The sequence below is a fragment of the Thermosynechococcus sp. HY213 genome, assembly GCF_031460975.1.
GTDB lineage: Bacteria > Cyanobacteriota > Cyanobacteriia > Thermosynechococcales > Thermosynechococcaceae > Thermosynechococcus.
The window spans coordinates 1-13972 of the sequence record NZ_JAVKVB010000017.1; the positions used below are offsets into that span (position 1 = coordinate 1).

A 13972-nucleotide genomic window follows, 5' to 3' on the forward strand; every position below is an offset into this window, starting at 1 on the left:
ATTGATGGCGTCTTCGTGCCCCCTGACCCCTCAGGAACCGTCTATTTCTGTGAGGTGCAGTTTCAGCGCGATAACAGCTTCTACGAACGCTTCTTTGCAGAAATCTTTCTCTACTTGCGTGTGTATCGCCAGACCTTCTCTGATTGGCAAGCGGTGGTTATTTATCCCAATCGCCAAGCAGAACAAGAGTGTTTTGAGCCGTATCAATTGTTAGTGAATAGCGATCGCCTGCATCGGGTCTATCTGAATGAACTTGGGTCACTTGAGGCGTTGCCATTGAGCCTAGCCCTGATGCAGCTCACCGTGTTACCCGAAGCAGAGATGCCGACAGCAGCACGGTTGCTGGCAGAGCGGACTCGCACAGAGGCAGTGCCAAGGCCAGAAGTCATAATGGAGTTAATCACCACCATTGTGTTGTACAAGTTTACGGAGCTGAGTCGCGAGGAGGTGCTGCGCATGCTGGGGTTTACCACTGAGGAACTGAAGCGGACGCGATTTTATCAAGAGGTTTATGCTGAGGCACGAGAGGATGGATTACAGCAAGGATTACAACAAGGACTACAGCAAGGACTACAACAAGGACTACAGCAAGGACTACAGCAGGGATTGCAACAAGGATTGCAACAAGGACTACAGCAAGGACTGCAACAAGGATTGCAACAAGGACTACAGCAAGGAGAAGCAGCCGTTGTCCTACGGCAGTTAAGGCGGCGGTTTGGTAGTGTGCCCAATGACCTTGAAGAACGGATTCGTCAGCTCTCTCCCGATCAAATCGAAGCGTTGGCAGAAGCACTTCTAGACTTCACTGACCTAGAGGCAGTGTCTGATTGGCTCGATCACTCCGCCTAAGAATACTGCCTCGCGTGTTGATCTATTGGGTTGACATGCCCTAGACCCAAGAGGGGTAACATCGGCTGTTAAAATTTGTGATGGACTATCCATACGTGCAGCATTTTTGCCCTTAGGAGAGAACTGATTTGAGCGAAGCAGCCGTTGCCATTGTCACTGGTGCCTCACGGGGAATTGGTCGGGCGATCGCCCTCGAACTGGCGAAAGAAGGAGCCACTGTAGTTGTCAACTACGCCCGTTCTGCTGAAGCTGCCCTTGAAGTGGTGCAAATGATTGAACAGCAAGGGGGAACAGCGATCGCGATTGCTGCCGATGTATCTATCCCTGAGCAGGTCGATACCCTTGTGGCCAAAACGGTGGACACCTATGGCCGCGTCGATGTGCTGGTCAACAATGCCGGCATTACCCGCGACACGCTGCTGCTGCGCATGAGCCTCGAGGATTGGCAGGCGGTGATTAACCTGAACCTGACGGGGGTCTTCCTGTGTACCCGTGCGGTGAGTAAACTGATGCTCAAGCAAAAGCGGGGACGAATTATCAACATTGCTTCGGTAGCCGGGCAAATGGGCAACCCTGGCCAAGCCAACTACAGTGCTGCCAAAGCAGGCGTGATTGGGTTTAGCAAAACTGTGGCCAAAGAACTCGCCAGTCGGGGCATTACCGTGAATGCCGTTGCCCCCGGTTTTATTGCCACTGAGATGACCGCTGGACTCAAGGCAGAGGACATTCTTAAATTCATTCCCCTAGGGCGGTATGGCGAACCCACAGAGGTGGCAGGGATGGTGCGCTTTTTGGCCTTGGATCCGGCAGCCGCCTACATTACGGGGCAAGTCTTCAATGTGGATGGTGGTATGGTGATGGCCTAGGCGCCTTGGAGTAGTGCAGCAACCCATGACCGACGCGATTACCCTCCCCAGTCAATACGATCCCAAGCAAACCGAGGCCAAATGGCAACAGCTTTGGGAAAGCAGTGGTGTCTTTCACGCCGATCCCAACCACCCTGGCAAGCCCTATTGCATTGTCATTCCGCCTCCGAATGTCACCGGCAGTTTGCACATGGGTCACGCCTTTGAGCACGCCCTGATTGATGTGCTGATTCGCTATCACCGCATGATTGGTCGCAACGTCCTCTGGCTGCCGGGGACAGACCATGCCAGTATTGCTGTTAGCACGATTTTGGATCAACAGTTGCACGCGGAGGGCACCAACCGCTTTGCCTTGGGACGAGAGGCCTATCTGCAGCGGGCTTGGGCGTGGAAGGAGTCATCGGGCAATACGATTGTCGGCCAAATTCGTCGCTTGGGACTGTCGGTGGATTGGTCGCGCGAACGCTTCACCATGGACGAGGGGTTGTCGCGGGCGGTGCTGACCGCCTTTAATCGCCTCTATGAAGCAGGGCTGATCTATCGCGGTAAGTATTTGGTGAACTGGTGCCCCGCCAGTCAATCGGCAGTCTCGGATTTAGAAGTGGAAAACCGTGAAGTACAGGGGCATCTCTGGCATTTTCGCTATCCGCTGACGGATGGCTCAGGATATTTGGAGGTGGCGACGACCCGGCCAGAAACGATGCTGGGAGATACAGCGGTGGCGGTTCACCCTGAGGACGATCGCTATCGCCATTTGATTGGCAAAACGCTGCGGCTTCCCCTGATGAATCGGGAAATTCCCATTATTGGCGATCCCTTAGTAGATCCGACCTTTGGCACCGGCTGTGTGAAAGTCACCCCAGCCCACGATCCCAATGATTTTGTCATGGGGCAACGCCATCACCTACCCATGATTAACCTGATGAATAAGGATGGCACCCTCAATGAGAATGCTGGCGAGTTTGCAGGTCTGGATCGCTTTGTGGCGCGTAAACAGGTGGTGGCTCGCCTAGAGGCAGAGGGCTTTTTGGTACGGGTGGAGGACTATAAACACACCGTTCCCTATAGCGATCGCGGCAAAGTCCCCATTGAACCGCTCCTCTCTACTCAATGGTTTGTGAAAATTCGTCCCCTCGCGGATGCTACCCTCAAGGCACTGGATAAAAAGCACTCCCCCCGCTTTATCCCCGATCGCTGGGCAAAGGTCTATCGCGATTGGCTGGTGAACTTACGGGATTGGTGTATTTCACGGCAACTGTGGTGGGGGCATCAAATTCCCGCTTGGTATGTGGTCAGTGAAACCGAAGGCGAAGTGCGCGATGACACGCCCTTTGTGGTGGCCATGGATGAGGCCGCTGCCCGCGCCAAGGCGATCGCCCAATTTGGCAAGGAGATTCAGCTCCAGCAGGATCAGGACGTACTGGATACGTGGTTTTCCTCTGGTCTATGGCCCTTTTCTACCCTCGGCTGGCCCGATGATACGCCAGACTATCGCTGCTATTACCCCAACACCACCCTTGTGACCGGGTTTGACATCATCTTTTTCTGGGTGGCGCGGATGACTATGATGGGGCAGTACTTCACGGGTAAAATCCCCTTCCGCGATGTCTATATCCACGGCTTGGTGCGGGATGAAAACAACAAGAAAATGTCCAAGTCTGCCAACAATGGCATTGACCCGCTGATCTTAATTGAAAAATACGGTACTGATGCGCTGCGCTATAGCTTGGTCAAGGAAGTGGTAGGCGCCGGTCAGGATATTCGCTTGGCCTACAACCGCAAAACCGATGAATCGGCAACCGTCGAGGCGGCTCGCAACTTTGCCAACAAGCTCTGGAATGCCTCTCGCTTTGTGTTGCTGAATCTAGAGGGACAAACCCCCAGCCAGTTGGGGACACCACAGCGGCGGGACTTGGCGGCCAGCGATCGCTGGATTCTCAGTCGCTACCACACGGCCATTCAAACCACCCGCGAACGCATTGAAAGCTATGGCCTTGGGGAGGCGGCTAAGGGACTCTACGAATTCATCTGGGGGGATTTTTGCGACTGGTACATTGAACTGGTGAAACCCCGTTTGCAAGGGGAAAACGCCAAAGCTAAGCGCACGGCGCAACAGGTGCTAGCCACGGTTCTCGATGGTATCCTGAAGCTGCTCCATCCTTTCATGCCCCACATCACCGAGGAAATTTGGCACACGCTGCATCAGGTGGGAGACAGTGAAGTTTTAGCGGTACAACCCTACCCGAAAGTGAATCGCCGCGCCATTGACCCTGACCTTGAAGCCCAATTTAGCCTTTTGATTGAAACCATCCGCACCCTTCGCAATCTGCGGGCAGAGGCAGGGATTAAGCCGGGATTGTATATTACGGCCTTGATTGAGGCCAGTGCTGAGGAAGCACCGATCTTTGAGGCTGGGGCGGCAGATATTCAACACCTAGCGCGCCTTGAGTCGCTAACCATTGGCACCGACCTGCAAATTCCGCAGCAGGTGTTTAGTGGTGTGGTTGGCAAAAGCGAGGTGCTCATTCCCCTAGCGGGGGTCGTGGATGTGGCAGCCTTGGTGGCCAAACTCCAGCAGGAGGGCGATCGCCTGACCAAAGACATTCAATCTTTAACGGCTCGCCTCAACAACCCCAATTTTGTTAACAAAGCCCAACCAGAGGTGGTGGCTACGGCTCAGGCGCAACTGACCGCTGCCCAACAGCAACTCGCGATTATTCAGCGCCGACTCCAGTCGCTAAGTGCCGATGCCTAAACCCAACCCTGATCAGTAGAAAACAGCACCGCAAGCAGTTGAAGCCTACTTGTGTGATCGCTCGCCTCATTAACGTGCAATAAAAAATAGGGGGGTGTTTCCCCCCCCTAAAATGGACTGAGAAAATCTCAGCCTCAATAGCGATAGCCGCCGTAGCCGCTGTTGGCCTGATTGGGCTTGTAGACAATAAAGCCCATCACTTGGCACTGCTTGATATTGTCAAAGGCCACCACCCGGATAAAGCAGTTAGGATATTCCGAGCGGCACTGCTGCACCTCGTTGAGCACCTCTTGGGCATTGGTGCAGTTAAACAGGGGCAGCTTCCACATCGTCCAGTAGTGAATCTCAGCATCAGAGGTTTCGTTGAACTCTACGCAGGGGTGGTAACCCTGATCAATCGCGTACTGGATTTGCCGCATAATTTGGGCATCACTGAGGGGAGGCAGGTAGGAGAAAGTTTCGTAACGACGTTCTTTGGGCAGTGTTTTCATAGGTTCCTCAATTGGTTCACAGTCAACAAACTATTCAGGGGTTTCTGGATTGCTGCTTTCAACATTGGCTTCCGCCACTTGGGTCATCCGCTCCAGTTGTCGACAGCGGTGTTGCAAGTTGGCCTGCTGGATGCCCGCACGTAACATTTCCGGTAGATAGTCCGCCACCATTTCCGCGAGATGTTCGCGTACCGTGAGGATGCGAAAACCGAGATCGGGCTGTTCGCGAAAGAGAGCTTCCAAGTAGCGTTCACCATCTTGGATACTTTCTTGACTCGTGAACTGGTGTAGCCAGAGCGATCGCGGTGGATCGGTTTCGGCCAGTTGCCCAATCACGGTTCGCACGGCCTGATAGGTGAGATAACTCATCAGGGTTTTGGTGGTTTGCTTCGCAATGTGCTTGACATCCATAGACCTACGGGGAAATCGTTGCCGTAGCTCCGATTGAACCCCAACTGCACCACCTAGATCGTGTCTTGCGCTTCAAACTCGAACTTGATTTCTTTCCAGAGTTCGCAGGCAGCAGCCAGTTCTGGACTCCAGCGAGCGGCTTCGCGGATGATGTCGCTGCCTTCGCGCATCAGGTCACGACCTTCGTTGCGGGCTTGGATGCAGGCTTCAAGGGCGACCCGGTTCGCAGTTGCCCCCGGTGCATTCCCCCAAGGGTGACCAAGTGTGCCGCCCCCAAATTGCAGCACAGAATCATCACCAAAAATGTCCACCAGTGCGGGCATGTGCCAGACGTGAATGCCACCAGAAGCCACCGCCATCACTCCTGGCATCGAGGCCCAGTCTTGGGTGAAGTAAATGCCACGAGAGCGATCCTGCTCAATGTAGTTTTCCCGCAACAGATCGATAAAACCAAGGGTGATGGCTTTATCCCCTTCCAGCTTACCGACAACGGTACCGGTGTGGATGTGGTCACCCCCAGACATCCGCAAGCACTTGGCCAAGACCCGGAAGTGGATGCCGTGGTTTTTCTGACGGTCAATCACAGCGTGCATAGCGCGGTGAATGTGCAGTAGCATGCCATTGTCACGGCACCATTTGGCCAAGGTAGTGTTGGCAGTGAACCCTGCGGTCAGGAAGTCATGCATGATGATGGGCATTTCCAGTTCTTTGGCAAACTCTGCCCGCTTCAGCATTTCCTCGCAAGTGGGAGCGGTTACGTTGAGATAGTGGCCTTTGATTTCGCCAGTTTCGGCCTGGGCTTTGTGAATGGCATCGGCAACGAAGAGGAAGCGATCGCGCCAGCGTTGGAAGGGCTGGGAGTTGATGTTTTCGTCATCTTTGGTGAAGTCCAGACCACCGCGCAGACATTCATAAACGGCACGGCCATAGTTTTTCGCCGACAGACCCAGTTTCGGCTTGATCGTGCAGCCCAAGAGGGGACGACCATATTTATTCAATTTGTCGCGCTCCACTTGAATCCCGTGGGGGGGGCCTTGGAAGGTTTTCAGGTAAGCCACCGGAATCCGCAGGTCTTCTAGACGCAGCGCTTTGAGGGCTTTGAAACCAAACACGTTCCCCACAATGGAGGTCAGCATGTTGGTGACGGATCCTTCTTCAAAGAGATCCAGCGGGTAGGCAATGTAGGCGATGAACTGATTATCTTCACCCGGCAGGGGTTCGATGTCGTAGCAGCGACCTTTGTAGCGATCCAAGTCGGTCAGCAGGTCGGTCCACACGGTGGTCCATGTCCCTGTCGAGGATTCTGCGGCAACGGCGGCGGCAGCTTCCTCAAAGGGCACGCCCGGCTGCGGGGTCACACGAAAGGCCGCTAGAATATCGGTATCTTTGGGAGTGTAATCAGGGGTGTAATAGGTCAGGCGGTAGTCTTTTACCCCTGCCTGATACCCAGCTTTCTGGGATTTGGATTGCGTATAGGCCATAGACGTTTTTCCTCTTTAACAGTGACTGTGCCGAATAGAGCAATCTCTACGGGCAACCTTTGCAATGGGTAGTGTGAACGCTACGATTCCCCCAAAATGGGGCAAAATTGAGCAATGCAAAACTCAGCGAGATGATGCAACCATCCGCAAGCCTGTGATATCGTCGTAGGTCTTATGCTTAAGCATCAGCTTAGTTGATACCCAATGCAATAACTTTTGCTTTGGAGATTCTTAATTATTCTATAGGTTTGGGTTATCAATCTTTAGAGTTGTTTATAGGTTTCTAATCAGAGGCGCACAACCATAGTGCTCTGTCTATTCAAAAACGATTGAGGATTATCTGAAATCAATTGAATGGCGTTCATGGGGGGCGATCGCTCTATTGTTTTTGCAAAAAAGGGAGTGGAATTTCTATGAGTCCGATCATTCAATGGTATCCCGGCCACATTGCTAAGGCAGAACGCGCCCTTAAGGAACAACTGAAACAGGTGGATGTGATCTTAGAAGTGCGGGATGCACGGATTCCCCTGGCCAGTTACCATCCCCAAATTCGTCAGTGGGCTAGTGGCAAGCACCGCCTCTTAGTGCTCAATGGCATGGACAGGATTAGCGATCGCGATCGCCAGCAGTGGCTGACATGGTTTGAGACCCAAGGAGAAACCGTCTTTTTCACCAATGCGCAGCGGGGTGAAGGGATTCGCCAACTCCAACAGGCGGCGGTGCGGGCAGGGACTGCCATGAATCAACGCCGTCAACAGCGGGGCATGCAAGTAAGAGCCGTACGGGCTGTGGTTCTGGGGTTTCCCAATGTGGGCAAGTCAGCACTGATTAATCGCCTTTTGCGGCAGCGGGTGGTTGAGAGTGCCGCTCGGCCGGGGGTAACCCGGCAACTGCGCTGGGTACGTTTGTCTCCCACCTTGGAACTTTTGGATGCCCCCGGGGTCTTGCCGATGAATTTTAAGAATCAAGAGGCGGCGGTAAAACTGGCCATTTGCGATGACATTGGCGAAGCTGCCTACGACCCTTGTCGCGTGGCACCAATTCTTGTTGAGCTACTGCACCAGTTGGGACACGCCGATCGCCTCAGCGATCGCTACGGTTTAGCCGTTACCGACACGGGTGAAACCTATCTTCATGATCTCGCCACTAACCGCTACCATGGTGACTTAGAACGGGCAGCCCGACAACTGTTGCAAGACTATCGCCGCGGTTACTTGGGGGCGATCGCCCTTGAGCGTCCCCCTTTGCAAGATAATATGTAAGTATTTCTGCAATTCTAATTGCTGTGCCATGAAAACACTGATGATTACTGTGGGCAACCGACAGGTGGGCTGGCGGTGCAAAGACGGTATTGTGCGCAATTTTGGAGCTGATGGTGATCCTGCCCGTAAGGGGAATGCGCCACCTCACCTGAGTGAGTTGTACGAGGAATTTGGCATCCAACGGGGTTTTCATGATCCTGAGGCAAAGCACCGCCACAACGTGCGCTATTTAAGTGAAATCGTTTATCGGCATTGTCAAGCTAAGAATGACTTTTCACCCGTGGTTTTGCTGCTGGATGAGCAAATCTTGGCAGCACACTATGCCACGCCAACGGAACCTGCGGAGGTGATTCTCTGGGGAACAGATCAGCCAGAGTCGGTCGGCTGGCAATTTTACGCCATGGATACTTGCTGGTTGGCGCAGTTGATGGCAGGGGCGATTCGGCAGCGCTATCCCCACCTCAACGTCACGGTTTGGAACTGTCCGGTTGATGTGAATCAGAGGCAAGCCCTGTGGGACTTCACGGAAAAGCAGTTAGAGCAATATATTAAGCGTCTGCCAGAGAACGCGGCTGGCAATTGGCAGTTGCAAATTCAAACAAAGGGGTCTGTCCCTCAAATGGCAGATGCTTTGAACATGATTGCGGCAGTTCTCATGCGTCAGTATCCCGTTAGGAAAATTATCCCGACAGAGCCAAAACCGTTCTTTGATCCAAGCAATCAGTCTGCTCGCAGTGCTGAATCTCTTGAAGAGGTGTCTTTAGGTGAGGTCTTTTGGCCACTGGAACGCCAGCGGATTGCCACAGCATGGAAACGGGGCGACTTTGCTGCCGCAAAGGTACTCCTTGAAGCCCATCGCGATCGCCATGAAGCGCTCTATCAGTTGGCCGATCGCCTTGCCTTAGCAACAAACTGGAGTATTCAAGATTTTCTCAAGGGAATTCAGGGGGAACGCTGGCTGGATCAAGGGTCTACGAGAGCAGTGGCTCGCAAAGATCAACGGCAGCAGTGGCGCGAGGCGACGGTCAATCGTTGTCCCAATAGTGAAACGGCCACCAGCAAGTTCTTGAAAATTTGCGAATTTGAGCTATTGATTGATCTGAGCTTGCAGCAGGCGAACTATACCCTCGCCTTTATGCAATTTGCCCAGATGCTTGAACGGCTCCTGTTTTGGCGATGCGAACAGGAAGATTGGCGCACTCAGGGGCACTTAGGTGAGGAATTTTTGCAGGAGGGCAACTATCGTGATCCGACATTGGGGGTGCTGTGGCGAGCCTGGGCAAAAGCGGAGCAGCGATCGCCCGCTGATGACCTTGTTAAAAAGCTGGGGACGGTCAATGAATATCGCAATGGCGTTGTTCACCGCAATCGAGCGATCGGCCGTAAAGAGTTGACTCAGTTGGCCGGTGTTTCCCCAGAGACATCCCCAGCAGAAATTCATCAAGGGCTGTTAAATGTCCTTTGCCAAGTTCTCAATCAAGAACAAATGCCAGAAAAAGGGGTGGCGCGATCGCTCTACGAGTGGGGACTAGAGCAACTGAAGTAATCCCAATCCCAGCCTAAGCAGCAATCTCCACACCAAAAACCTCTTGGAAGACTTTGCCCACCTTGTAGCCGGAGTCAATTGACTCAAGGGGATCCTTGCGCAGACGGTGCCGCAGACACAGGACAATCACTCGTGAAATATCCTCGACGGTAACATCGCTGCGTCCCTCAAAGGCGGCCAAGGCCTTGGCAGCGCGGTTGGTGACAATGTCTCCCCGCAAGCCATCCACATCTAGCTCGGCACAGACTTGGGAAATTTTCACCCGCAGTTCGTAGTCAATTGTGACACTCGGCAAGAGGGCTTGGGCAGCAACTAGCTTGGCTTGCAGCGCTTCCTGTTGAGCTTGGTATTTGGCCAAAAAGGCTTCGGGGTTTTGATCAAATTGCGATCGCTGCTCAACAATTTCTACCCGCAGGGTGGCATCCTTAACGGTGCGAATCTCGGCGTGCATGCCAAAGCGATCCAATAGTTGCGGTCGCAGTTCCCCTTCTTCGGGGTTACCAGAGCCAACTAAGACAAACCGTGCTGGGTGACGAATTGAAATACCTTCGCGCTCAACGGTATTCCAGCCGGAGGCAGCGGCATCCAGCAGCACATCCACCAAATGGTCGTCGAGCAGGTTCACCTCATCCACATAGAGAATGCCGCGGTTAGCCTTCGCCAAAAGACCCGGTTCAAACGCTTTCACCCCCTCCGCAAGGGCTTTTTCAATATCAATGGTGCCGCAAACCCGATCCTCAGTTGCCCCCAAGGGCAGATCCACCATCGGCACTTTTTTCTTAATGGTGTGAAGGGGTTCACCCGCCGCCACCGCCACCTTCACTGCGTCGCTCATGAGATCGGGATCGTTAGGATGACTGTTGAAGGGGTCATCGGCCACCACCTCAATTTCCGGCAGCAGATCCGCGAGGGCGCGAATGGTGGTTGATTTGCCCGTGCCGCGATCGCCCATAATCATCACCCCACCAATTTTGGGGTCAATGACATTGAGCAACAATGACAGTTTCATTTCGTCCTGACCGACAATTGCCGTAAAGGGAAAAACAGGCCGACGAGGGACAGCAGTCGCAGTCACAGGCATCACATCGCAAAAACAGCATTGATTATTGTGCCACATTGCGCTTGCGCTGCCACAGCAAAATTTTTCCGCAAAATCCTAGCCCTAGGTGGAGGAACTGTGATACCCTAAGTAGGAACAATTAAGGAGCTAGGCGCTCTCATTGCTTTTGCTCCATTACGTCCATGCAGGTTCTCAATTAGCAACAATCGCTGTGAACCCATCCAGTTATTTTACACCACTAATCAAGGCAGGGGCTTTGCGTACCCTTGGGGGACGTAGACCTCAGTTGCGAGCGGTTTCTCACGCCCGACTGTCCATTTTTGAATCGTGTTGTTTTTAAGCTGCCGAAGGGAGGTTTCTTTATGTCCGTGCGTTTATATGTGGGCAATCTGCCGCGTGAACTGAGCCGCGAAGAGCTAGAAGCCCTATTTAACCAAGAAGTGGGCGAAGTGGGCACCACCAAACTAATTACCGATCGCAAGACTGGTAAGTGCCGCGGTTTCGGCTTTGTCACCGTTGAATCCGAGGAAGTGGCGGATCAGGTGATTGAGAAACTCAACGGCTACACCTTTAAGGACAATCCCCTCAAGATTGAGAAAGCCAACGAGAAGCCCAAATCTGAAGCTAAGGAAAATAAGGAAAAAGAAGAAACAGTGGCCGAAAAGCCCACTCCCAGCAACCGCAATAATCGCAAAAATAATAAAAACAATGGGCGGCGTACCCCAGCCAATTCGGCGCCGGCTGAATATAGCTCCATGGATACCGAGGCGGCTCAACCGGATCCCCGCTGGGCAGATGCCTTAGCACAGCTTAAGGAACGGCTCCTCGCCCAAAGCAGCAACGCTTAAAGGTTTTAGGCAGTTTCTATGACGGTGGATCCCTGGCCATTTGTGACCCCGGGTATCCCCGATGATCTCTTTGAGCGCTTACCAGGTATTCCCCTCACCCAACGGGAAACGCGATTATTGATGCTTTCCTATTTGCGGCTTGAGCCGGACTCTTGTCTTTGGGATGTGGGCGCGGGCACGGGTACGATCGCTGTTGAGGCAGCACGCTTGGCGAAGCGGGGACAGGTGATTGCCATTGAACGGGATGAGGAAGTCGTTGATCTGATCCAACGCAATTGCGATCGCTTTGGCGTCAAAAATGTGCAAATTGTTGCTGGTTCGGCTCCAGATTGCTTTCCCCAGTTACGTCGCACCCCGCAGCGCATTTGTCTCGAGGGGGGGCGCCCGATTAAGGAAGTTTTGCTGCAAGCGTGGGAGTATCTTGCGCCCGGTGGTCGCTTGGTGGCGATCGCCAGCAGTTTAGAAAATCTCTATGCCCTCTCTGAAGGGTTCGCGACAGTCCAAGCCCGCAGCCTAGAGGTGGTGCAATCGGTCATCAATCGCCTAGAAACGCGGGGCGGCCACCAAATTTTTGCAGCAGTGGAACCGATCTTTATTCTCAGTGGCGAGAAAATTTCCTAATGGGCAGCGGGCAACTGTGGGTGGTGGGTACCCCCATTGGCAATCTTGAGGATATAAGCGCTCGTGCCCTGCGCATTCTCAAGGCGGTGGATCTCATTGCTGCGGAGGATACACGCCACACCGGCCGCCTGTTACAGCATTTTGGCATTACCACACCCCAAATCAGTCTCCATGAGCACAATACCCAACAGCGCGTGCCCCAACTGCTTCAGCGCCTAGAGGCGGGTCAACAGATTGCCTTGGTTAGCGATGCAGGGTTACCGGGGGTGTCGGATCCCGGTTATGAACTGATCACGGCCTGTATTGCCGCAGCCATTCCGGTCACACCGATTCCCGGCGCGAATGCTGCCTTAACAGCCTTAATGGCCGCAGGATTACCGATGAATCGCTTTTGTTTTGAAGGGTTTTTGCCGACTAAGGGGCGCGATCGCCAGCAGCGATTAGCAGCACTGAAACAGGAAACGCGCACAATTCTTCTCTACGAAGCCCCCCATCGCTTGCTGCAAACGGTAACAGAGTTACGTCAAATCTTGGGGAGCGATCGCCCCCTCGTCCTCGCCCGCGAACTCACGAAGCGCCACGAAGAATTTTGGCGGGGAACCCTCGGCACTGCCTGCACTTATCTACAGGAGCATCCCCCCCGTGGCGAATACACACTGGTTTTAGGCGGTGCCCCTGAACACTCTGTGGCCGTGAATCCCCATCATCTCGCGGACGAATTAGCGACACTTCTTAGCCAAGGCCTTTCCCTTACCCAAGCCAGCCGTCAACTGGCAGATCTCACAGGGCTTTCGCGGCGCGACATCTATCAACTGGGACTCCAGCTCAAACAGGCATCCCCTTGACTTTCCCCCTCAATGGCGGCGGCAACCCATCCACAAACTGGGGATAGACGGGGAGTCGTGGCACTAATTCCCATCCCCACGCCTGTAATTGTTCCCTTAGGGCTGTCACATCGGTATGGGGATAGTCGGGATTGACATGATCCAAGGGAACGATGCCCCCCAAATCGCGAGCGCCCGCGTTTAGGCACGCCCGAAAGACCTCTGGATCTGTGACGAGATTCGCAGGAATTTGAATCGTGATGTCTTCAGGCAAGAGCGATCGCGCCCAGTGTACCACGTTCGGTAATTGCCTCAGATCAAAGGGGGGCAACGCTGCTTCCTGTTGCTGGCCGGGACTGTGGGGCTGCAAAATCACCTCCTGAATATGTCCCCACCGCCGATGACACTCAGCAATGGCCGTGAGCGTTTCTGCCCAATCCTGCGGCTCTTCACCAATGCCCAAGAGCAAGCCCGTAGTGAAGGGAATACCCAGTTCCCCGCCCTGTTCCAGTTGGTGTAAACGCAGTTGCGGATCCTTGCTAGGGGCATGGCGATGGACGCTTTGCAACAACTTCGGTGTTAATTGCTCTAGCATCAGTCCCATCGAGACATTCACCGCCTTGAGAGCGGCCATTTCTGCTCGATTGAGGGGACCCGCATTGGTATGGGGCAGAAATCCCTGATCCAAGGCTAAGGCGGCTAGATCATAGAGACGCTCTAACCATTGGGAACGCTGGGGACTGTTGGGGGCAACTTCGCCACTGAGAATCAAAATTTCTCGCACCTGTTGGGGGTCAAGCCCTGCCAACTGTTGAGCCGCCGCCTCTAAACTCAACCAACCACTCGTGCCAATATCCTGACGGAAGTTGCAGTAGGTACAGCGATTAAAACACTCGTACGTCGGTACAAGAGTAAAAGCTGGACTATAGGTGATGGTGCGATCGCTCATGGAGACTCA

13 protein-coding genes are annotated in these 13972 nt (G+C 53.6%); 8 read left to right on the forward strand and 5 right to left on the reverse strand.

Annotated features, from left to right (window positions below; translation table 11 throughout):
* From RHK62_RS12035 to RHK62_RS12045, 3 genes are all read left to right on the forward strand, one after another.
* A partial coding sequence (locus RHK62_RS12035) for an Rpn family recombination-promoting nuclease/putative transposase (RefSeq protein ID WP_310453769.1) occupies positions 1 to 849 on the forward strand: 849 nt, incomplete at its 5' end.
* A gap of 128 nt (positions 850 to 977) precedes the next feature.
* Complete coding sequence (fabG, locus tag RHK62_RS12040) at positions 978 to 1715, forward strand: 3-oxoacyl-[acyl-carrier-protein] reductase (protein WP_206200359.1); 738 nt, start codon at positions 978 to 980, stop codon at positions 1713 to 1715.
* A gap of 25 nt (positions 1716 to 1740) precedes the next feature.
* Entirely contained in the window at positions 1741 to 4470 is a 2730-nt protein-coding gene (locus RHK62_RS12045; RefSeq protein WP_302677424.1) for a valine--tRNA ligase, read from the forward strand.
* A gap of 134 nt (positions 4471 to 4604) precedes the next feature.
* Here the strand turns inward: RHK62_RS12045 and RHK62_RS12050 are convergent, their stop codons facing one another.
* From RHK62_RS12050 to RHK62_RS12060, 3 genes are read right to left on the reverse strand one after another with little or no spacing between them, the layout of a single operon-like run.
* Positions 4605 to 4961, reverse strand: a complete 357-nt coding sequence (locus tag RHK62_RS12050; RefSeq protein ID WP_206200361.1) for a ribulose bisphosphate carboxylase small subunit — start codon at positions 4959 to 4961, stop codon at positions 4605 to 4607.
* 30 nt (positions 4962 to 4991) lie between these two features.
* Complete coding sequence (rcbX, locus tag RHK62_RS12055) at positions 4992 to 5372, reverse strand: RuBisCO chaperone RbcX (RefSeq protein WP_310438590.1); 381 nt, start codon at positions 5370 to 5372, stop codon at positions 4992 to 4994.
* Positions 5373 to 5425: 53 nt separating this feature from the next.
* A complete protein-coding gene (locus tag RHK62_RS12060) occupies positions 5426 to 6853 on the reverse strand; it encodes a form I ribulose bisphosphate carboxylase large subunit (RefSeq protein WP_149819787.1) in 1428 nt (475 codons plus the stop codon).
* A gap of 413 nt (positions 6854 to 7266) precedes the next feature.
* Between RHK62_RS12060 and ylqF the strand changes: the two genes are divergently transcribed.
* Both ylqF and RHK62_RS12070 read left to right on the forward strand, forming a co-directional pair.
* The gene (gene ylqF / locus RHK62_RS12065) at positions 7267 to 8115 is read left to right on the forward strand and encodes a ribosome biogenesis GTPase YlqF (protein ID WP_310438591.1); all 849 of its coding nucleotides are present in this window, start codon (positions 7267 to 7269) and stop codon (positions 8113 to 8115) included.
* 28 nt (positions 8116 to 8143) lie between these two features.
* Positions 8144 to 9661 (forward strand): hypothetical protein, encoded by a 1518-nt coding sequence (locus tag RHK62_RS12070; protein WP_302678407.1) that lies wholly within the window; start codon positions 8144 to 8146, stop codon positions 9659 to 9661.
* A 13-nt stretch (positions 9662 to 9674) separates the two neighbouring features.
* Here RHK62_RS12070 and bchI read toward each other — a convergent pair whose 3' ends face one another.
* On the reverse strand, positions 9675 to 10742 hold the full coding sequence (gene bchI, locus RHK62_RS12075) for a magnesium chelatase ATPase subunit I (RefSeq protein ID WP_310438593.1): 1068 nt from the start codon (positions 10740 to 10742) through the stop codon (positions 9675 to 9677).
* Between the two features lie 341 nt (positions 10743 to 11083).
* Between bchI and RHK62_RS12080 the strand changes: the two genes are divergently transcribed.
* From RHK62_RS12080 to rsmI, 3 genes are read left to right on the forward strand one after another with little or no spacing between them, the layout of a single operon-like run.
* Entirely contained in the window at positions 11084 to 11569 is a 486-nt protein-coding gene (locus RHK62_RS12080; protein WP_206200366.1) for an RNA-binding protein, read from the forward strand.
* An 18-nt stretch (positions 11570 to 11587) separates the two neighbouring features.
* Positions 11588 to 12190, forward strand: coding sequence for a precorrin-6Y C5,15-methyltransferase subunit CbiT (cbiT, locus tag RHK62_RS12085; protein ID WP_206200367.1), 603 nt, complete (start codon positions 11588 to 11590; stop codon positions 12188 to 12190).
* The gene (gene rsmI, locus RHK62_RS12090) at positions 12190 to 13035 is read left to right on the forward strand and encodes a 16S rRNA (cytidine(1402)-2'-O)-methyltransferase (RefSeq protein WP_206200368.1); all 846 of its coding nucleotides are present in this window, start codon (positions 12190 to 12192) and stop codon (positions 13033 to 13035) included. Before cbiT ends, rsmI begins: the two co-directional genes overlap by 1 nt.
* Here rsmI and cofG read toward each other — a convergent pair.
* Positions 13016 to 13963, reverse strand: a complete 948-nt coding sequence (cofG, locus tag RHK62_RS12095) for a 7,8-didemethyl-8-hydroxy-5-deazariboflavin synthase subunit CofG (protein ID WP_206200369.1) — start codon at positions 13961 to 13963, stop codon at positions 13016 to 13018. The two genes, rsmI and cofG, sit on opposite strands and share 20 nt — an antisense overlap.
* Positions 13964 to 13972: the final 9 nt, after the last annotated feature.